The organism is Bartonella sp. TT121SHDZB (genome assembly GCF_042193415.1).
Lineage (GTDB): Bacteria > Pseudomonadota > Alphaproteobacteria > Rhizobiales > Rhizobiaceae > Bartonella.
The window spans coordinates 1-18677 of the sequence record NZ_JBHILR010000007.1 but is presented as its reverse complement, the minus strand read 5'-3'; the positions used below and the strand labels follow the sequence as shown (position 1 = coordinate 18677).

The following is an 18677-nucleotide window of genomic DNA, read 5'->3' as shown; positions in this document are numbered from 1 at the left end:
TTCCGCATTCTTTCAGAATCATTATTTAATATTAATACTTTATTTACCTCTTATTTCAAACTTGACGTGAAAAATCAAATACAGTTTGCACAGGAATATGATCTGAAGGACGTTCCCATCCGCGCGCATCACGAAAAGTCGAAAGATCTACAACAAAAGGAGCTAAATCTTGAGAAGACCAAACATGATCAAGCCGCCGCCCATAATCGGTAAAGGCCCAATCGCGAGCACGATAACTCCACCATGTATAAAGCTTGGTAGGAACAGGAATATGCAACCGCATCAGATCAACCCATCCACCTTGACAACACAAATCCTGTAAACGCTCGGTTTCAATGGGAGTATGGCTTACAACCTTCAACAATTGCTGATGAGACCAAACATCCTCTGCCAAAGGAGCAATATTTAAATCTCCCACCAAAAGAGAAGAAAGACCATCGCCTTGATCCGCACGAATGGAGGACATTTCTTCTAAAAAATCAAGCTTATGACGAAATTTTTCATTCACATCAGCATCAGGAATATCTCCCCCAGCAGGAACATAAAAATTATGAATCCGCAAACTTCTCCCATGGGCTTCCACAATAACTGAGATATAACGGCAATCTTGATTTTGGCAAAAAAAACGCTTTTCTACCTTTTTAAAAGGCAAACGAGAAACAATAGCCACCCCGTTATAAGATTTTTGTCCACTCAATGCGATATGCTTATAACCCGCTGCTTCAAAAGCCTCCACTGGAAATAAAGCATCTGGACATTTTGTTTCCTGTAGACACAAAATATCTGCGGAAAAGAGTTCCAAATACTGAAAAACTTGTGCAAGACGCAAACGAATAGAATTAATATTCCAAGTCGCAATACGAAAGAACATTTGTTTTAATCCCAATGACGTAACATTCTTTCTTCATTTCTTCGAAGGAAGTGTGAACATCCCATTAGCGAACCGAACGTCTGTCCGCACATTCATAATCTGCACAGTAGTTTCCAAATTTTGTTGGTCAACAATTGTCCACTGCCGCAAAGCAGAGCCTTTAGAATCAAAAACCATCCTTATTTGCCCTGTCCCAATCGTTTTATCACGCAGAACAATCGTTACAGCCCCTGGATCTTCGCGAAATGCGAACAAGCGCCCAGAAGATACATCAATTTTATCATCCAACAAAAACTTCATTGGCGTTTGCGAAAGTTGTGAAAAGTTCCAAGTATTCAAAGCCCGATTGTTAATACCTACAAATTGGCCATCTGCAATAATTTGTAAAGGCATTTTTTTGTAAATGAAACGAATTTTCCCTGGACGTTCTAAATAAAATGTCCCCTGAGACATTTTTCCCTTTGGACTAAACTGAATAAAATCACCTGTCATTGTTTTGATTGCCGCAAAGTGATTCACAACATTTTGTGCCTTTATCACTTTATTAGATACTTGCGAAAAAACAGGAAAAGTTAAACACCAAAAGATAATAATTCCCACCAACCCAAAGACTCTTCTTTGCAGTAAAAAAGACGTTTTCATAAAAAATGCTCCCAAGCAATACTTAATTGATTTTATAATTCATAACTTAAGTGATCAACGATGAATAAATACCTTTCTTTATAAGATAAAGATATTGTTTGAAAAAACTATCAAAAGATTTTTAAGAGTCTTCTTCTTCGACAGCCTCCAAAACTTTTCACTTACCCATATCATTTTCTGGACTAATGATGCCTTCTTCTTCCATCCTTTCAATCAATGTTGCGGCACGGTTATAACCAATGCCTAAACGACATTGAATATAAGAAGTTGAAGCCTTACGATCACGAAGCACAATAGCAACAGCTTGACAATAGAGATCATCTGCTAAAGAAACATCCCTCCTATATTCTCAACCGCTTACGGTATTATTTTCCAATAATCAATCAGCTTTTGAGGTTCTGAAAGTCCCCCAATTCCTACTTTTTTGCTGATTTACTAAGCGCATAATAGAGATAACATATTAATTATAATGATAATTTAGCGTCATTCATATTAAATGAGAGCCCCAAATATCATAAGATTTTTTCATTATTGTCGACTATCTTAACCACCAAATTAAAAGTGCCCCTCCGCGTGAATAAAGAAGGAAACGGCTTTCGATCCCCTACTTCATTCGTGATTTTATCCAACGAGCTTTTAACGATGGGGAGGACGCTTTGGTGATCGCTTTTGTAAAGATTTTGTCGTTTGTTGACGTTTTCTTTCATCCTCAAAATGCGTTAGTAAAGCGCGTTCCTGTTTCGTTTTGTTGGTCACACCAAAGGTGTCATTGTCCATAAATTGCTGATATCCAGCTAGCATCAAATTAGCTAAAAACGAGTCACTTTTCAGAGGTTGTACAAAATAGAGCCCTTTTGAATCTTGCAATTTATACCGAAAACCTGCTTTTTTCATGCACTCATAAACTGAGGCAAATTCACTCGCATACGAATTCATATCACTAGAAGAAGCATAAACCGGTTTCCAGCCACATTTTGATAAAGATTGTTGGATCATCGCTTTATCGACACCTGGTTTTTCCCATAATGCTAAAGTTGATGGAGGAGGTTGGTTAACACATCCAGCGATACTTAAAAGCATTATACCACTCAATAGTTTTAAGATTTTCTTCATTTTTCCCCTCTTTCAATGGATTTATTTACAATAAAACAGAGCTCACAAGCCTGTTGATATTTTCTGTCACCGCTTCATTAAAACAACGGTGAACAATATTGAGATGGTGGATTGAGGAAACAATCCCGCCATTCCAAGCAAAAGCAAGGATAGCGGATTGTTGACCATCACCAACAGCAAAACTTAAGGTTTGCATTCAGGTGCATTTTTATATTTTTTACAAAAAGGGCTGTTTAAGCGCTTCTTGACACTGGGCCTCGGGATCACAGCGCCCGGACGACAAATGGGTAAGTTTTCGGCTTTATGATCTACACACCATCCCCCCCTTTCATCTTTATAGCGGAATCCTGATTGAACCATACAAGCATGAATTGTTGCTATTGCATTATTACTGAGCTTGCTGCTTTCTGGATCGACATCATAAGGGGTTGGCATACCACATTTTAACAAGCCTTTTCCTATCTCTGTAAAATCTGCTCCTGGTTTTTCCCAAGCAGTCAAATATCCTGAAGGAGGCTTATTAAACTAACATCCAGCTATACTTAACAAAGTTACAGCATTTAATAATTTTACGATGTGTTTCATTTTTTACCCCATGATTTACTTAAAGGAAATTGTTCACGATGAGATGAACCATATCTACATTTATAACCTACATCTCCAAGAAAAGTATGGGGATTTATAGGATCTGAGAACATATTCCATGTTTCTTTAAACATGTTACTACCAGCAGGTGCTGTCTCGTAAGTATAGCCATTGCCGCCAATAATTCTGCTGACAAAGTCAAATCTATGCCCATCAAAGCCAATGGTAGTTTGTTTGCCATCACTCACATAACCTAACAGACCGGATGCAACTAAAACATTAAAGGCTGATCCATAGAAATTGATATTCGTGTTGTCGGCTATACTGTGAACACCTTCTTGTTTGAAAGAAATACAGCATATTCCCCAATGTCATGGTACCACGGCTATGTCCATAAAGTTCCAACCCTGTAATACCATGGCTATACACCAAATCTTTTGCTTCTTGTGTCGGAATTGGTCAAACCCCAAAAGTTATTTTCCATAAACTTCTGATAACCCGCGACCAGAAGTTTTGATATGGCAGAATCGGCTTGGAGGAACACATGCACCTTGCCATCAGAGCCAGCTTGTAAATGTTGCTTTTCTTCAGCTTTTAAAAAGTGATACAAAGTAATATATTCTCCATCGCTGTCTTTTATATACTCTCCATTTTCATCAGTTAAATAGAGGACATTGCCATTTTCATCATGCTCAACCTCACCCACTGGATGCTCTTTGACATTTGTGATTGCGCGTATTTTGTCCCAGTATCCCAATCCTTCATCCAATAAATTATTGATCATGTCTAAGCGATTATGCACGGCTCTCTCAAGCGATGTAGTATCTATCGGTGCGACAGCCTAGTGGGCTACTGCAGTGTTGCGGTTAAAAGAGCCGATGATTTGTCCAGCATCTTGCCCCATCGCCCTCTGGTTAGTTTTACCGGTTAAGATGATAATCCCAACATAGTTGCTATAAAGCAACCTCCTTGAAACACTAAATGTTTTTTTCAGTGCGTAGTGAATATTCTTAAAGTATAGCTTGTTTGTCGATTTTTAATGTTAAGTAAAATACGTGAGTGAAAAGCCAAGGAAAACCCTCTCGACAAGAATCCAGTCTGTAAACAGATCGGATCAGGAAGAATTTTTTTGTTCTTTGAAGTATGTGAGGAAGTTTAAAGGGTGTAAAAAGTAAAATGGTATAGATTTTTTCTTAAAGTGGGAAGCCAAGTAGAAGACGTGGAGCATTTGGGGTGAGTCCAGCAGCTTCTTGAATAAAATATTTTTTTATTTTTGGCGCTTGATTGACGATTCCAAGACCAGTATCGCGAAGCATCCGTAAGAAAAGGTTATCGTTAGAAAAGAGTTTATTAAGCCAGTCATTGCTTAAAGCCATACGGACAATTTCAAAACGTCTCCAGCTTTGATAGCGCTCTAAAGCAGTGAGGGAGCCAATATCAAGACCTAATCGTGCTGTTTCAATAATCACTTCAGCGAGAGCAGCACTATCGCGTAATCCTAAATTGAGTCCTTGTCCTGCAATGGGGTGGATGGTATGGGCAGCATCACCAACGAGGGCAAAACGTGGCTTAATGCATTGACGTGTTAAAGAAAGGCGCAAAGCAAAAGCTTGACGTTCACCATTCCAAGAGAGTTTTCCTAATCGATGACCAATACGTCTTTCGAGTTCTGTTTCAAAAATAAGTGAATCAGCTTTGAGATAATATTGCGCAGTTTTATGGTCTTCATTCCACACAATGGCGGATCTGTTGCCTTTGAGAGGGAGAAGAGCGAAAGGACCTGCAGGTAAAAAATGCTGAATTGCTTGACCATAATGGGGTCTTTCATGTTCAACTGTGCAGATGATTGCTGTTTGTTTGTAGGGATGAGAAAAATTTTTAAGACCTGCTTTTTTGCGTAGTTTCGAGTGAGTTCCATCGGCTGCAATAAGTAATTTTGTTTGCCAAACCTCTTCATTATTTAAAGTGACGGTTATATGTTGATCTTCTTGATGAAAATCAATGACACGCGTATTTGTAATAACAGGGATATTGAGATCTTTGACACGTTTTTTTAGAGTGTTGATGAGTTCTCTATGTTCTACCATAGTAGCAAAGGGTTCACCCGGATTAATGTCGCCTTCAAAGGTTAAAAGAGGGTGTTTAACAGGATCATTTGTGCCTGTATCTGTAATGACCATTGAATGAATGGGTTGTGCATAGGATTTTATAAGTTCCCAACATTGTAACTGTTTTAACATACGAATAGAAGCAGCAGCAAGAGCAACGGTTCGTATGTTGGAAGCCAAAATATCTCCTTGCAGAGCAGCATCAACGATTTTTATTTTCAGATTAGGGGCTGTTTGCTTGAGCGCTATTGCTAGTGTTAAGCCAACAGCCGCACCCCCTGCAATGAGAAGATCACATTGTTTGGTTTTATGAACTTTTATTTTTTTATTGTTTTTTACATCTTTATGGCAATTAGAATACACAATGCTTCTTCCATTGTTTACAGTTTGCTTTCTTTTAAAAAGAATATTTTTTTAATTCTCTAAAATCTCATAACTTTCATTTTTCTCCCTACTTGACAAAGGTGAGGTTTCTTTTTGGCGCCAATCTTATGACAGATTATTTTTTCAGAATCCTTCCACTTAATATGACTCATTCACAGATTTATCGGATAAGCCCTTTTTGAATGCCCTCTTCAACTCTTTTTACACTTGGTTGATAAAAAAGAAAACTAAAATTAAATAAGAAGGTGTTGTATTTTTAACTTGTATAAATGTACTTTAATATACCGTCCTTGAAAGGATACATTTAGTGAGTATGATAGATAAAGAAAATTGTGCTCATTCGTGATGGTTAAAACGGTATTAATATTTTGCCATTATCATGATGTAGCATAAAACATCATCTATTTAGGAGGGCGCTATAGAGTCCATGTAAAACTTTACACATAAGGTGTTTTGAGGTTGATCGTGTGATAAATATTTAGAGGTGGACTTTTTTCACGCCTTATGCCTTATAAAGTACTGTCCCTTAGGGTGGTGATATATGAACAATATGAAGTGGTTAGAGGCTAGAACCCGCTAGATAAGAAGCCAGATTGTTTATAGATCGACGCTTAAATTGAAGCTTCGTCCTTTTTTTTAAGAGGGAGGAAGTTATAACTCTTTAAATATAAAAGTTTTGTATTTGGAATTGATGGATGCACCGAAGTTCTTCTCCTTATGATTCATTAGAAACGCGAAATTCTCAAGGTTTGCGGCTTATTGAAATGTTTCTACGCCAAATTGGCGTTTTCATTGGGCTTGGGCTTTTGGGTTTTATTATTTTTTGTGTGTTTGCTTTGGCAACTTGGAATGTTGCAGACCCCTCTTTAACCCATGCAAATACCAATGAGGTTACAAACCTTATGGGGTGGTTGGGAGCAATTTTTTCAGATTTTATTATGCAGTTTTTTGGCTTGGCAAGTCTTGCTGTTTTATTGCCGCCATTATTTTGGTCTTTTCTTTTGTTAGCACAAAAGAGTATTTACAATTTGCCTTTGCGCTTTTTTTTGTGGGTGGTATCAACAATTTGTTTTTTAATTTCTTTTTCCCTTATGACACCTGTTGCTTCTTTTACCTATTGGCCATTGCCAATGGGCTTGGGAGGAGTTTTAGGAGATAAAGCTTTAAGTGTTATTTCTTCAATCTTTCCTCTTTTTCTTTCTCCACTTTACATTATATGCTTCAGCGTTGTCTTTATTCTTTTAGGTTTTGTTATCGCTGCTTTTGCTGGCAATGTGATATGGCGACGTCAAACAAAGAAAAGAAAAGAAAAAAGCATTTTCAAAAACGAAATCATTGATCCAATCTTTGAGGAGAAAGAAGATACAGAACATGCTGTAGAGGATGATCATGTGCAGCACAGTTTTTTTGCCACAACTTTTGGCGCTATTTTACACCTTTTCTATTTTTTACAAGCGCGTTTTTTTCGCCTTTTCTGTTTCAAAAGGCGTTCTCAGAGTAAAAAACAAGGAAAATCATTTGATCGTATTGAACCAACTTTTTTGAGCGAAAAAGAAAAGTGTGAGGAAAATCAAAATAAAATACATGTTTCTCCTGTTAAAAATCGAAAGTTTTTAACAGCTTCTTCAAATGGTGGTTTTGTTCTTCCACTTTTAGATTATCTTTCGGTTCCACCACCATCTGTTAGGGATACAAAACTTTCTCCTGCTTCTTTAAAAGCAAATTCTCAGGAACTCGAAGGGGTTTTATTAGATTTTGGAGTCAAAGGGAAAATTATAGATGCTTGTCCTGGACCGGTAGTTACTTTATATGAATTCGAACCGGCTGCTGGCATTAAGTCTTCTCGTATCATCAGTCTAGCAGATGATATTGCGCGCTCGATGCGTGCAATTTCTGCTCGTGTTGCTGTGGTTCCAGGGCGCAATGTGATTGGAATAGAATTGCCCAATGCAAAGCGTGAGATGGTTTATTTAAGAGAAATTGTGCAAGCACAGGAGTTTATTGAAAGCAAAGCAAAATTAGGGCTTGCTTTGGGCAAGACGATTGGGGGAGAAGCTGTTATTGCGGATTTAGCAAAAATGCCCCATCTTTTGGTTGCTGGTACAACAGGATCAGGAAAGTCTGTTGCTATCAACACAATGATTTTATCACTGCTTTATCGGATGACACCTGAACAATGTCGTCTCATTATGGTGGATCCGAAAATGCTTGAGCTTTCAGTTTATGATGGTATTCCTCATTTATTAACACCGGTAGTGACAGATCCTAAAAAAGCTGTGATTGCTTTAAAGTGGGCTGTTCGTGAAATGGAAGAGCGCTATAGTAAAATGTCAAAACTTGGCGTTCGTAATATCGATGGATTTAATGCACGTCTCAAGGAGTCAGAAGGCCAAGGAGAGACAATGGTGCGTACAATTCAAGTGGGCTTTGATCATAATACTGGTGAGCCTCTTTATGAAACGGAAACCCTTGATTTTAATCCTATGCCATATATTGTGGTCATTATTGACGAAATGGCTGATTTAATGATGGTCGCTGGTAAAGATATTGAAGGTGCGGTTCAACGCTTAGCACAAATGGCGCGCGCCGCCGGTATCCATGTGATTATGGCAACACAGCGTCCTTCCGTTGATGTTATTACTGGGACGATCAAAGCCAATTTTCCTACACGCATTTCTTTTTCTGTGAGTTCAAAAATCGATAGCCGAACAATTCTAGGCGAACAGGGTGCCGAACAATTATTAGGGCAAGGAGATATGCTCTTCATGATGGGAGGAGGACGTATTCAGCGTGTGCATGGACCTTTTGTTGCGGATGATGAAGTGGAGCAAGTTGTTGCGCATCTTAAAGCGCAAGCGCGACCTGATTATTTAGAAACAATTACGCAAGAAGTTGAAGAGGATGGTGCTGATGTTTCTTTGTCTTCTCCTTCAGAAGATGATCCCTATAGTCAAGCTGTTGCTATTGTGCTTCGTGACCGTAAAGCTTCGATTTCTTATATTCAACGTCGTTTAGGCATTGGTTATAACCGTGCTGCAACATTAATTGAGAAGATGGAAGAAGAAGGAATCATTAGTCCAGCAAATCATGCAGGGAAACGAGAAATTTTAGTTCCTGCCGAAGAAGAACGCTTTTGAAAAATCTTTATAATCGTTTTTTTATAATATCTTATAAAAAGAGGTGTTTACCCTACTACGCGGGAAAAGCCGATATCACCACACATTTTACCAACTTTCATGCCAACTCTCAATGTTGCGATAGCTCCTTAGCACTTGAGACGATGCATAAGAGATATTTTATTTCTTATCTTATATAATTTATCCACACGTCCACCTCGTTTGTAACGCATGCACGCAAATGATTTGAATTGATTCAATATGAAAGAATATATGATGAAAAATCTTACTGTATTCGGCGTTATGATTCACGTTAAAAAATGATAATTTATCGTTATAAATCAATTGATAAATGTGAAATAATATCATTTGAAGCGTTGTGGTATAAAAGTATGCAAGGCTTGATATATGAAATATTTTTAAAGTGCGTGCTAAATATTTAAGTCGAGCCTCATGTAAAATGAAGTATAAGGGATAAAAGCCAAGTAGAATCCTCTAAAACCTAAACTGTTTATAGACCTGATTGAATGAGAATTTTTACTTTTTGGGATGAGAAGGAAGTTAAAAAAACATTTTTGCTATTAAATTTTTTGCTATTAAATAAAGAGTTTTTTAGGTTCGCGATGCAATATGTTTAGTACTTCATCCGTCGTGTATTGACTATAATCGATGTTGCTTCAGCAGATTACGGATGGAAAAGAATATTTTACGACAAGTCCTTTAATTTATATGAAAATGCCACGATTAAAAAAACTCTGATATACAACAAAGGTTTCCATACTCTATACCACCACACATAAATCATCACACATAATTGTAAACGTGCATATTACCCTCTATCTCACACCATAAAAAACAGACAGAAGTAAAAATTACTCAACCATTTTATTTTCAATGCACTATTCATACATGCACATCAATGAATTTTAATTACAAACACTTAGAAATATGTCATAAAATTCTATTAAATCCCATACTAGCCATAGAAAATTTCCATTTTCTACACATTTACTCATAATTAACTATACGAACGACAAATTAAAATGAATACCTCACATATATAATCTTACAGAAAAAAGCCAAAACAAAACCCATTAGAAACATAAGGTTTTTATTCTACAAAACAATATTTCAAAAATATAAGGATGTTAATTTATCAACATATTAATTTATAAAATTCTCATTTTACATATTGGGTTAGAATCCTTACCCAATAAATTTTTTTCATTTCAATTTTTTTAAAGAATCAATAAAATTATTTACTTCGCATAAACTAAAAAGGCAACGTCAGTAAAATTATAAAATAAAAAAGAGATAAAATTCCCCTTCTCAAATGCCAAGAGCAATTACAATATTTTGAACTGGTAAACATAATGATGATGCCAGCTTATTACAACAATACCTTTTGCATTTAAAGACATTTGTTCATACTTCCTATCATTTTATATGCTCACTCAATACTTTATATCCGTTCATTACCTTTATATATCAAATGACCAAAAAGAGCATATTGTTTACCTTTATATTTCCTGGTATTCCCTTATCTTGTAAATATCGCCTATGTTTTATGTTACTTCTAGTTCATCAAGTGTATATCCATTCTCCAACCACTCTTTAATCCACTTAGGTCTACGTCCACGCCCATTCCATAATTCCCATTGGTTATTGGGATTTCTATAATGACGCTCTTTGTTCACAAGATCAGCGATATCAATTCCATGAGCATTAGCAATTTCAAGAATTTTTCGTCGCGCATTTTGCTTTTCCTTTGCTTGCCGTTTTTTCAATTCCACATCGATTTGTGCACGCATCTCTTGTAGTTCATCAAAATTCATATTTTTGAGATCATTCACCTTAATTACTCCCCTTGCAAAAAAGAATTGTTCCTTGCCATATTTTAAACATAATTATAGACGATTTCTGTCCATTTGTTATCGAAATTAAAATTACGATAATATATCACTTTGACGGAGATGTGCTTTGGACTACAAAGAGCTACTTGTTTGTATATCAGTCATCACTACTGAGCTCTTTTTCAGTTCAGTCGCTGGAACTGGTAAGTGCAGTGCGCAAACAACATCACACCTCTCTGCCCCTCATGAATCAGCAGTCAAAGGTAAATATAAATCGCCACTCTATAAACTATGGCAATATGCAACAAAGAACAAGCCCTCTCGATATAATGATGGTGTAGTTTATTATAACAATAAGAGAAACCCTTACATACAACGGCTTTTTACTTCATATAAATGTTTTTTGAAAAGGTTTTTGCAACTAAAAAATTTTATAAAACAAGCATCTTCAATAGAATTTCAAAAACCATTCTTACTTAAAAACAGCGTTTTTTTCCGTAAATCTGATAATACTGGTTGGCGTAATGTGCCCTGTTTGATCCCTCACACTGATCTCGTTGGTTGTACATTGGCATACATTAGAAATCCTCTTAGAAAAAAACAGGCAAATAATCATAAAGAATATTTTAAGCTAAACAATCTCGTTCTGCAAATTTATAAAATCAAAAGACAGCGACAAAAAGCACCACGCAGAATTGGCATTCGTACCAATAAAATTCTTCATAATAAGGTGTATTGCTGATGATTGTTCCAGATTTCACAATATTTGCTACTGCATACATATCCAATACACCGCTCACAGCACTTTTAGCTCTCATCGGACGAGAATCGCGGAACAATGTCTATATAACAGGTGATAATGATAAATTATTGCGTCAATCATCTTCGCTTAGAGAAACAATTGCAACAAGTGAACAGTTTAAACAAAGTAGACATAATTTTGATGTAAACTTGAAACAAGTTAATGTTGAAGATATGAAATGGTTTGGCACTTTTGATTTCTGTAAAAATATTAAAGCTGAACAAACCGCTTTAACCTACCGCTATGAACGAATAACATCCGTATACAACTATAAAAAGGATACATTGCAGTCCGTGCTAAATTTCTACAATGTGGAAAATTTAGATAATCCTTATATGCAAAAAATTTCTTCATTTTTTGAAGTAAAAATGGCTCTACTTGCAGATGATGAAATGTCACAAGAATCTATAGAAGTTCACGAAAAAGAACAAGAACAAACAACTAATACAGACTCTCTTCCTCTTTCCAAAGAAGAACTAGAAGATGCATTTACACATAAAACAAGTAGCGCCCATGATGCTTTTACAACGGAGAATTCTTCTTCGTTAAGAGAGCAACTAGAGTGATATTGATGTTATCAAAAATTGAAACTAAAATTTTGATAGGATACTACAATGAAAGGTAGATAAAAAAATATTAAAGCTCTAATTAGTAAGATTGGACAAAATCTTTTCTAATTGAGGGCAAAAAAATGAAAATGATAGAACAGAATAGCGTTGATAGAGCATTTAATCAAAAAGCAGCACGAGAAATTACAATTGTGATGCGCTCGGAAAGGGAGTGGTATTTTACGTTTGTTGCCGATGATCCGATCACCGGAGAACCAAATAAATATACGCTTCTTACACAAAGAGGAAAACTAAGAACTTGGGCAGATCCGAAATATCTCTTTAAATTTCTTCATGAAAGAGGTGTTATTTGTGGAAATTTTAGTCTTAATCAGGATAAAAAACATGAAACAATTAAATATTCTTCAAACAATAATTCGTAATAAAACGGCTCAAATCTCTGCAGTTTTAACTGTGTTTTTTATAACACAGCCCGTATATGCCCAAGCAAAAGGTTTAGAAAATGCAAAAAATGCTTTAGATAAGTTCAAAACAGAATTGATTGGAATTATTCCTGCTGCTGCTGCCGTCATACTTTTGTGCTTAGCAATTGGCTATGCAGGGCGCTACATCGAAAAGGATACATTTATACGGTGGGCAATCGGTGTTATCATCGCTGGCTCAGCAGGTGAGCTTGCGCATATGTTATTCACAAAATGATAAAGTACTTTTTATTCAAAAAGGAAGCTAAATTTCAAAGGTTTTATGCATATCAATAAAATTATATAGAAAAATAGACATTCATACCAACTGTAATCTAAATTGGGATAAAAAACATGAAACAATCAAATATCTTTCAAATAGCAGCTAATAAAAGTATCTCAATTGCTACAATAATGACTGCTTTTTTTCTAGCACATCCCATGTGTGCTCAGGCACAAAATTTAGATCCTGCTCAAAAGGCTTTAAATACTTTCAAGACACAGTTGATTGGAATTATTCCTATCGCTGCTGCCGTCATACTTTTATGCTTAGCGATCGGCTATGCAGGGCGCTACATCGAAAAAGATACATTTATACGGTGGGCAATCGGTGTCATCATCGCTGGTTCAGCAAGTGAGCTTGTCGCTTTATTATTTCAATCATGAAATGTTTCTTTCATAAAAGGAAAAACTTAGATTTCAGTATTTTTATTGTGCAATAAATTTTTTTGTCACGCAAAAGGGTATTTATGCCAACTACAATTTAATGAGACAGAATAACATGAAAAGATTAATTAACTTTCAGAAAAATAATAAAAAAATTATCGCGATTTCTGCATTTATAGCTGTATTCGTTATGAGTAACCCTGTGTATGCCCAAAAAACTCTAGAAAAAGCTAAAACAGCGCTAGAAACTTTACAGAATGATCTCATTACACACATTATTCCTGTTGCTGCTGCTGTCATACTTTTGTGCTTAGCAATTGGCTATGCAGGGCGCTACATCGAAAAAGATACATTTATACGGTGGGCAATCGGTGTTATCATTGCTGGCTCAGCAACCCAGCTTGCTAGGCTTTTATTCACAGGTGCAGCCGGTTAAGTTTAACTATGACAACATATAACACAAAATGTTTTTATAAAAGGTAAAGTTATTTATCAATTGTAAATAAGCCAATGATAGTTTCGTTTAGATTGAATATATGAAATATGATTAAAGCTATTAATAAGAGAAGAACATGCAAAAATTAATTAGTCTCCAATCAAAAAATAATAACAAAATTACCACGCTTTTTGCGGCTATAAGTGCCTTTTTTATAACGCACCCTGTGTATGCAAACCTAGAAAAGGCTAAAAAAGCTTTAGACACTCTGAAAGGTGATCTTACTGATAAGATTATTCCTGTTGCTGCTGCCGTTATACTTTTATGTCTAGCAATTGGTTATGCAGGGCGCTACATCGAAAAGGAGACATTTATACGGTGGGCAATCGGTGTTATCATTGCCGGCTCAGCAACCCAGCTCGCTACGTTATTACTCAACGGTTAATGAACATAACTATGCACAAAGTATAATACATATTGGAAAATTAAATGTGCTCATAACACCCTTAGCTGAAATAAGGTAAAAAATATGAAACAAATAAGTAATCTTTACTCAAAAACCAAAAACGGAATCACTGTAATTTCTACAGTTATAAGCACTTTTTTTATAATGCACCCTGTGTATGCACAAAAACTAGATACTGCTAAAAAAGCTTTAGAGACTCTGAAAGATGATCTTACTGGTAAGATTATTCCTGTTGCTGCTACCGTTATACTTTTATGTCTAGCAATTGGCTATGCAGGGCGCTACATCGAAAAGGAGACATTTATACGGTGGGCAATCGGTGTTATCATTGCCGGCTCAGCAACCCAGCTTGCTCAGTTGTTATTAAACGGTTAATGAACATAACTATGCACAAAGTATAATACATAATGTTTTTAACATATTCATCAATTGTAAGTTTGAACCAACAATAATTCCAACATATTGCAAAAAAGGAAATGTTCTTTATAATGACTATTAGTAAAAATAGGAATAAAAGATATGAAACAATCAAATATTCTTCAAGCAAAAACATGCAACAATATTAATACTATTGTTATCACTTCAATTGCATGTTTAATGACTCAATCTGTATATGCTCAAACGGGCTCAAAGAGCTTAGATGTTTTAATAGGTGTGCAATATGGGTTAAGTATGGTTGTTCCTATCGCTGCTGCCATCATTCTTTTATTTCTTTTGCTTATTTATATACTTCGCATCATCGCAAGAGCTACATTTATACGATGGGCATTCAGTGTCATCATTGCTGGTGCAGCCTTCTATATTAGCCATATGTTATTTTACATCCAGTAACGAGAGCACCCCATGAAATCACAAGAAAAAAAATCATTCCCCTTATTCAAGGGAGCAACACGCGTTCCAACAATGTGGGGTGTTCCCATGATGCCTTTTATTGTTATGGTTATGGGGGTAGCTGTTGTTGCTATGACAATAAATATCTTTTTGTGGATTATAGCGCCACCATTATGGTTCATTATGGTGCAAATTACTAAAAACGATGATAAAGCATTTCGTATCTGGTGGTTATGGATCGATACTAAATTTCGCAATCGTAACAAAGGCTTTTGGGGCGCATCAAGTTATAGTCCCTCTAATTATAGTAAAAGGAGATAAGAATGACAGCTGTTGAAAGCAGCAAACGTCTCGCATCAGAGACACCTGTAAGCCTGTTCCTGCCCTATTCACATCATATTACAGATACGATTATCTCTACAAAGAATGCGGAATATCTGTCAGTTTGGAAAATTGATGGGCGTTCGCATCAAAGTGCCTCAGAAGAAGATATTTTTCAGTGGACAAAAGAGCTTAATAATACTCTACGTGGTATTGCATCTGCCAATTTATCATTTTGGACGCATATTGTGCGCCGCCGTGTTTATGAATATCCTGATTCAACATTTGATCAAATGTTTTGCTATCAGTTGGATGAAAAATATCGGCAGAGTTTTATTGGTTATAATTTAATGGTCAATGATCTGTATCTGACTGTCGTTTTTCAACCGATAGCAGATAAAATTATGTCGTTCTTTTCTCAACATGAACGCGAAACGCTTGACCAAAAAAAGATGCGACAAGATTCATGTATCAAAGAGCTCAATGACGTCAATCGTACTTTAGGCCAATCGTTAAAACGTTATGGTGCGGAAATTCTTGGTACTTATGAAAAAAATGGACATGCTTATTCTTCCGCACTTGAATTCCTTGGAATGCTTGTCAATGGTGAATATCGTCCCATGCCAATTTGCCATGACCGTTTCGCTGACTATATGTCTATCAATCGACCTTTTTTCTCAAAATGGGGTGCTCTTGGTGAACTGCGAACAACCAGTGGACTGCGTCGATTTGGAATGCTAGAAATTAAAGAATACGACGCAACAACCAAACCAGGACAACTGAATGTTTTACTGGAAAGTGACTTCGAGTTCGTATTGACTCAGAGCTTTTCGGTGCTCTCCCGACATGCTGCTAAAGATTATTTACAACGACATCAGCGTAATCTTATTGATGCACGAGATGTAGCAACGAGCCAAATTAAACAAATTGATGAAGCGCTAAATCAGCTTATCAGTGGGCATTTTGTCATGGGGGAACATCACTGCACATTGACCATATATGGTGATACAATTCAACAAGTCCGCGACTATATGGCCAAAGCAAGTGCAGCATTGTTAGACGTTGCAGTATTGCCCAAACCTGTAGATTTAGCCATCGAGGCTGGCTATTGGGCACAACTTCCTGGCAATTGGAAATGGAGGCCCCGCCCCGCCCCAATTACGTCACTGAACTTTTTATCATTTTCATCTTTTCATAATTTTATGTCAGGAAAACCCACAGGTAACCCATGGGGACCAGCCGTCACAATTCTTAAAACAACCAGTAAAACGCCGCTTTATTTCAATTTTCATGCCTCCAGACTTGAAGAGGATTCAACTGATAAGCGATTACTCGGTAATACCGCACTTATCGGACAATCTGGATCTGGTAAAACTGTGCTGCTCGGCTTTTTGTTAGCACAAGCGCAAAAATTTAAGCCAACAACTGTTGTTTTTGATAAAGATCGTGGCATGGAAATTGCCATTAGAGCAATGGGTGGAAAATACCTAACATTCAAGCCAGGTAGATCAAGTGGCTTTAATCCATTCCAACTTCCTCCCACACAAGATAATCTAATTTTTCTAAAACAATTTGTTAAAAAGTTGGCAGAAGCTGGTGGTGAAGTCACGCATCACGACGAAGAAGAAATTGACCAAGCTGTCATGTCTGTTATGAGCAGTAATATTGACCCATCGCTGCGTCGTTTGTCTTTTCTGGTGCAATTCTTACCAAATCCACGTTTAAGTGATTATAATGCTTCCCCATCTGTTCACGCTCGCTTACTAAAATGGTGTGAAGGTCGTGATTATGGATGGTTATTTGATAATCCCCATGATGCTCTTGATCTCTCAACACATCAAATTTACGGCTTTGATATTACAGAATTCTTAGATAATCTGGAAACTCGCACTCCAGTGATGATGTATTTGCTTTACCGCACAGAAGGCATGATTAGCGGACAGCGATTTATGTATATCTTTGATGAGTTTTGGAAACCGTTGCAAGACCCATACTTTGAGGATTTGGCAAAAAATAAACAAAAGACTATCCGTAAACAAAATGGTATTTTTGTTTACGCAACACAAGAGCCTAGTGATGCCTTGGAAAGTAATATTGCCAAAACACTCATTCAACAGTGTGCGACTTACATTTTTCTAGCCAACCCCAAAGCAAACTATGAAGATTATACAAAAGGCTTTAAACTAACAGATACCGAATTTGAACTCATTAAAGGACTTGGTGAATTCAGTCGCCAATTTCTCATTAAGCAGGGCAACCAATCTGCACTTGCAGAGTTGAATCTCGGTAAATTCCATATAACAAGCGACGGAAAAACCATCGAACATGACTTTAGCGACGAGCTTTTGGTGTTATCAGGCACACCTGATAACGCAGAGTTAGCTGAAAGAATTATCATGGAAGTTGGTGATGATCCAGCAATATGGTTACCTATTTTCTTACAGCACGTAAAAAATGACAGGAGGGAAACATGAAGAAGCAAGTCATTTCAATAGCAATAGCCGTAACTTTAGGAACACAAAATTTAGCAATGGCTTGGAGTTTTGGCCTTGGAACAGCAACTTTGGCAGAAGAAATTGCAAATTCTTGGTCTTGGGAAACATCTTCAAGCACCCCAGAGTCTAAAAAAACTCCAAAACAAAAGAAAGTGCAACCTATTACTCCAGTTCTCGATATATTAAAAAAACAATTTGAGAAAACAAAAAGGATACACGAGTCTATAACGGGAGTCCAAAAATTTAACACTAAAAAACTCAAAACGGAGCAAACAGATAATACCAGTTTTTTTCTCAAGGATCCAGAGACACTCTACAATAAAAATACTTATTTAACTTCAACTATATCCGCATCACTTGCAAATATCTTAAAAGAAGAAGAAATTCTTACATCTTTCCGAGAATCTCGTGATGCTATCGCTAAACGTATTGAATATGCATCCCTCGTGGATAAAGCTGTAAGTTTGCAAACTTTTCAAGAAACAAAAAATCGTTTTACACAAATTGAAAAACTATTAAATGAAATCGAAAAAACAAAAGATTTAAAAGGTATTGCTGAATTGCAATCACACATTATTGGAACGCTAGCAATGATTCAAAACGAGACAACAAAATTATATATGGTCGCACATTTACGCAACTCTGAACAATCACTTATCAAACAGCAAAAAGACAAGCACAACGCAAGAATTTTGAACAGTAAAAATACAAAAATGCCTACCATAAGGTTTATTAGATAAAATGTTTTATGACCAACATTTTGTATCTTGTTTTTCCTTATTGCTCGTAAACGCGAAAGTTAGTGCATAATATTTAGCTCTCTTCCATAGATTGAAAGGGTTTATAGAATTTAATCCATCCTGAAAAATTTCAACAGGAAAAATAAAAAATTGAAGATTCGTTAACGAGGAATGCCATGAACTTCACTATCTTCACGCAACTTTTCACTGAAATTGAC

21 protein-coding genes and 2 pseudogenes are annotated in these 18677 nt (G+C 36.4%); 13 read left to right on the top strand and 10 right to left on the bottom strand.

The window, feature by feature from the left end; translation table 11 throughout:
* Window positions 1–55 precede the first annotated feature (55 nt).
* The 9 genes and pseudogenes from ACFIKI_RS05520 to ACFIKI_RS05480 all read right to left on the bottom strand — a co-directional run bounded on the left by ACFIKI_RS05520 (window position 56) and on the right by ACFIKI_RS05480 (window position 5682).
* The gene (locus ACFIKI_RS05520) at window positions 56–871 is read right to left on the bottom strand and encodes an exodeoxyribonuclease III (protein WP_375666203.1); all 816 of its coding nucleotides are present in this window, start codon (window positions 869–871) and stop codon (window positions 56–58) included.
* 33 nt (window positions 872–904) lie between these two features.
* On the bottom strand, window positions 905–1513 hold the full coding sequence (locus tag ACFIKI_RS05515) for an outer membrane lipoprotein carrier protein LolA (RefSeq protein WP_375666201.1): 609 nt from the start codon (window positions 1511–1513) through the stop codon (window positions 905–907).
* Window positions 1514–1670: 157 nt separating this feature from the next.
* Window positions 1671–1838: pseudogene (locus tag ACFIKI_RS05510) on the bottom strand (DNA translocase FtsK); the annotation flags it as partial.
* A gap of 311 nt (window positions 1839–2149) precedes the next feature.
* Window positions 2150–2626: a hypothetical protein gene (locus ACFIKI_RS05505; protein ID WP_375666200.1), complete on the bottom strand. Its 477-nt coding sequence runs from the start codon at window positions 2624–2626 to the stop codon at window positions 2150–2152.
* Between the two features lie 25 nt (window positions 2627–2651).
* The gene (locus tag ACFIKI_RS05500; protein ID WP_375666199.1) at window positions 2652–2822 is read right to left on the bottom strand and encodes a hypothetical protein; all 171 of its coding nucleotides are present in this window, start codon (window positions 2820–2822) and stop codon (window positions 2652–2654) included.
* Window positions 2810–3211: pseudogene (locus tag ACFIKI_RS05495) on the bottom strand (hypothetical protein). Before ACFIKI_RS05495 ends, ACFIKI_RS05500 begins: the two are co-directional and overlap by 13 nt.
* Window positions 3208–3459 carry a hypothetical protein gene (locus ACFIKI_RS05490; RefSeq protein WP_375666197.1) on the bottom strand — a complete coding sequence of 84 codons (252 nt, stop codon included), beginning with the start codon at window positions 3457–3459 and terminating at the stop codon, window positions 3208–3210. Before ACFIKI_RS05490 ends, ACFIKI_RS05495 begins: the two are co-directional and overlap by 4 nt.
* A gap of 173 nt (window positions 3460–3632) precedes the next feature.
* Window positions 3633–4013 carry a hypothetical protein gene (locus tag ACFIKI_RS05485; protein ID WP_375666195.1) on the bottom strand — a complete coding sequence of 127 codons (381 nt, stop codon included), beginning with the start codon at window positions 4011–4013 and terminating at the stop codon, window positions 3633–3635.
* Between the two features lie 391 nt (window positions 4014–4404).
* Complete coding sequence (locus tag ACFIKI_RS05480; protein WP_375666193.1) at window positions 4405–5682, bottom strand: ubiquinone biosynthesis hydroxylase; 1278 nt, start codon at window positions 5680–5682, stop codon at window positions 4405–4407.
* Between the two features lie 716 nt (window positions 5683–6398).
* Between ACFIKI_RS05480 and ACFIKI_RS05475 the strand changes: the two genes are divergently transcribed.
* Window positions 6399–8840 (top strand): DNA translocase FtsK 4TM domain-containing protein, encoded by a 2442-nt coding sequence (locus ACFIKI_RS05475; RefSeq protein WP_375666191.1) that lies wholly within the window; start codon window positions 6399–6401, stop codon window positions 8838–8840.
* 1544 nt (window positions 8841–10384) lie between these two features.
* Here ACFIKI_RS05475 and ACFIKI_RS05470 read toward each other — a convergent pair.
* The gene (locus tag ACFIKI_RS05470) at window positions 10385–10672 is read right to left on the bottom strand and encodes an H-NS family nucleoid-associated regulatory protein (RefSeq protein WP_375666190.1); all 288 of its coding nucleotides are present in this window, start codon (window positions 10670–10672) and stop codon (window positions 10385–10387) included.
* A gap of 127 nt (window positions 10673–10799) precedes the next feature.
* Between ACFIKI_RS05470 and ACFIKI_RS05465 the strand changes: the two genes are divergently transcribed.
* The 12 genes from ACFIKI_RS05465 (at window position 10800) to ACFIKI_RS05410 (ending at window position 18459) form a co-directional block, all read left to right on the top strand.
* Window positions 10800–11414 carry a hypothetical protein gene (locus ACFIKI_RS05465; RefSeq protein WP_375666188.1) on the top strand — a complete coding sequence of 205 codons (615 nt, stop codon included), beginning with the start codon at window positions 10800–10802 and terminating at the stop codon, window positions 11412–11414.
* Complete coding sequence (locus tag ACFIKI_RS05460) at window positions 11414–12040, top strand: hypothetical protein (protein WP_375666187.1); 627 nt, start codon at window positions 11414–11416, stop codon at window positions 12038–12040. Before ACFIKI_RS05465 ends, ACFIKI_RS05460 begins: the two co-directional genes overlap by 1 nt.
* Before the next feature lie 125 nt (window positions 12041–12165).
* Window positions 12166–12465, top strand: a complete 300-nt coding sequence (korA, locus tag ACFIKI_RS05455; RefSeq protein WP_375666186.1) for a KorA family transcriptional regulator — start codon at window positions 12166–12168, stop codon at window positions 12463–12465.
* Complete coding sequence (trwL, locus tag ACFIKI_RS05450; RefSeq protein ID WP_375666184.1) at window positions 12428–12742, top strand: VirB2 family type IV secretion system major pilin TrwL; 315 nt, start codon at window positions 12428–12430, stop codon at window positions 12740–12742. The genes korA and trwL (ACFIKI_RS05450) overlap by 38 nt, the downstream gene beginning before the upstream one ends.
* 116 nt (window positions 12743–12858) lie before the next feature.
* Window positions 12859–13170 (top strand): VirB2 family type IV secretion system major pilin TrwL, encoded by a 312-nt coding sequence (gene trwL / locus ACFIKI_RS05445; RefSeq protein WP_375666182.1) that lies wholly within the window; start codon window positions 12859–12861, stop codon window positions 13168–13170.
* A gap of 115 nt (window positions 13171–13285) precedes the next feature.
* On the top strand, window positions 13286–13606 hold the full coding sequence (trwL, locus tag ACFIKI_RS05440; RefSeq protein WP_375666181.1) for a VirB2 family type IV secretion system major pilin TrwL: 321 nt from the start codon (window positions 13286–13288) through the stop codon (window positions 13604–13606).
* 136 nt (window positions 13607–13742) lie between these two features.
* A complete protein-coding gene (gene trwL / locus ACFIKI_RS05435) occupies window positions 13743–14051 on the top strand; it encodes a VirB2 family type IV secretion system major pilin TrwL (protein WP_375666179.1) in 309 nt (102 codons plus the stop codon).
* Window positions 14052–14135: 84 nt separating this feature from the next.
* The gene (gene trwL, locus ACFIKI_RS05430) at window positions 14136–14447 is read left to right on the top strand and encodes a VirB2 family type IV secretion system major pilin TrwL (RefSeq protein WP_375666177.1); all 312 of its coding nucleotides are present in this window, start codon (window positions 14136–14138) and stop codon (window positions 14445–14447) included.
* A 144-nt stretch (window positions 14448–14591) separates the two neighbouring features.
* Window positions 14592–14903 carry a conjugal transfer protein gene (locus ACFIKI_RS05425; RefSeq protein WP_375666175.1) on the top strand — a complete coding sequence of 104 codons (312 nt, stop codon included), beginning with the start codon at window positions 14592–14594 and terminating at the stop codon, window positions 14901–14903.
* A gap of 12 nt (window positions 14904–14915) precedes the next feature.
* Entirely contained in the window at window positions 14916–15224 is a 309-nt protein-coding gene (locus ACFIKI_RS05420; RefSeq protein WP_375666173.1) for a type IV secretion system protein VirB3, read from the top strand.
* A gap of 2 nt (window positions 15225–15226) precedes the next feature.
* The gene (locus ACFIKI_RS05415; protein ID WP_375666171.1) at window positions 15227–17698 is read left to right on the top strand and encodes a VirB4 family type IV secretion/conjugal transfer ATPase; all 2472 of its coding nucleotides are present in this window, start codon (window positions 15227–15229) and stop codon (window positions 17696–17698) included.
* Window positions 17695–18459: a type IV secretion system protein gene (locus ACFIKI_RS05410; RefSeq protein ID WP_375666169.1), complete on the top strand. Its 765-nt coding sequence runs from the start codon at window positions 17695–17697 to the stop codon at window positions 18457–18459. Before ACFIKI_RS05415 ends, ACFIKI_RS05410 begins: the two co-directional genes overlap by 4 nt.
* The last annotated feature ends 218 nt before the right edge of the window (window positions 18460–18677 follow it).

What these genes read in the sequence shown, in the direction of transcription:
- ACFIKI_RS05520 (WP_375666203.1), bottom strand. Translation starts at nt 871, where the DNA reads ATGTTCTTTCGTATTGCGACTTGGAATATTAATTCTATTCGTTTGCGT.
- ACFIKI_RS05515 (WP_375666201.1), bottom strand. Translation starts at nt 1,513, where the DNA reads ATGAAAACGTCTTTTTTACTGCAAAGAAGAGTCTTTGGGTTGGTGGGA.
- ACFIKI_RS05505 (WP_375666200.1), bottom strand. Translation starts at nt 2,626, where the DNA reads ATGAAGAAAATCTTAAAACTATTGAGTGGTATAATGCTTTTAAGTATC.
- ACFIKI_RS05500 (WP_375666199.1), bottom strand. Translation starts at nt 2,822, where the DNA reads ATGCAAACCTTAAGTTTTGCTGTTGGTGATGGTCAACAATCCGCTATC.
- ACFIKI_RS05475 (WP_375666191.1), top strand. Translation starts at nt 6,399, where the DNA reads ATGCACCGAAGTTCTTCTCCTTATGATTCATTAGAAACGCGAAATTCT.
- ACFIKI_RS05460 (WP_375666187.1), top strand. Translation starts at nt 11,414, where the DNA reads ATGATTGTTCCAGATTTCACAATATTTGCTACTGCATACATATCCAAT.
- korA (WP_375666186.1), top strand. Translation starts at nt 12,166, where the DNA reads ATGAAAATGATAGAACAGAATAGCGTTGATAGAGCATTTAATCAAAAA.
- trwL (WP_375666184.1), top strand. Translation starts at nt 12,428, where the DNA reads ATGAAACAATTAAATATTCTTCAAACAATAATTCGTAATAAAACGGCT.
- trwL (WP_375666182.1), top strand. Translation starts at nt 12,859, where the DNA reads ATGAAACAATCAAATATCTTTCAAATAGCAGCTAATAAAAGTATCTCA.
- trwL (WP_375666181.1), top strand. Translation starts at nt 13,286, where the DNA reads ATGAAAAGATTAATTAACTTTCAGAAAAATAATAAAAAAATTATCGCG.
- trwL (WP_375666179.1), top strand. Translation starts at nt 13,743, where the DNA reads ATGCAAAAATTAATTAGTCTCCAATCAAAAAATAATAACAAAATTACC.
- trwL (WP_375666177.1), top strand. Translation starts at nt 14,136, where the DNA reads ATGAAACAAATAAGTAATCTTTACTCAAAAACCAAAAACGGAATCACT.
- ACFIKI_RS05425 (WP_375666175.1), top strand. Translation starts at nt 14,592, where the DNA reads ATGAAACAATCAAATATTCTTCAAGCAAAAACATGCAACAATATTAAT.
- ACFIKI_RS05420 (WP_375666173.1), top strand. Translation starts at nt 14,916, where the DNA reads ATGAAATCACAAGAAAAAAAATCATTCCCCTTATTCAAGGGAGCAACA.
- ACFIKI_RS05415 (WP_375666171.1), top strand. Translation starts at nt 15,227, where the DNA reads ATGACAGCTGTTGAAAGCAGCAAACGTCTCGCATCAGAGACACCTGTA.
- ACFIKI_RS05410 (WP_375666169.1), top strand. Translation starts at nt 17,695, where the DNA reads ATGAAGAAGCAAGTCATTTCAATAGCAATAGCCGTAACTTTAGGAACA.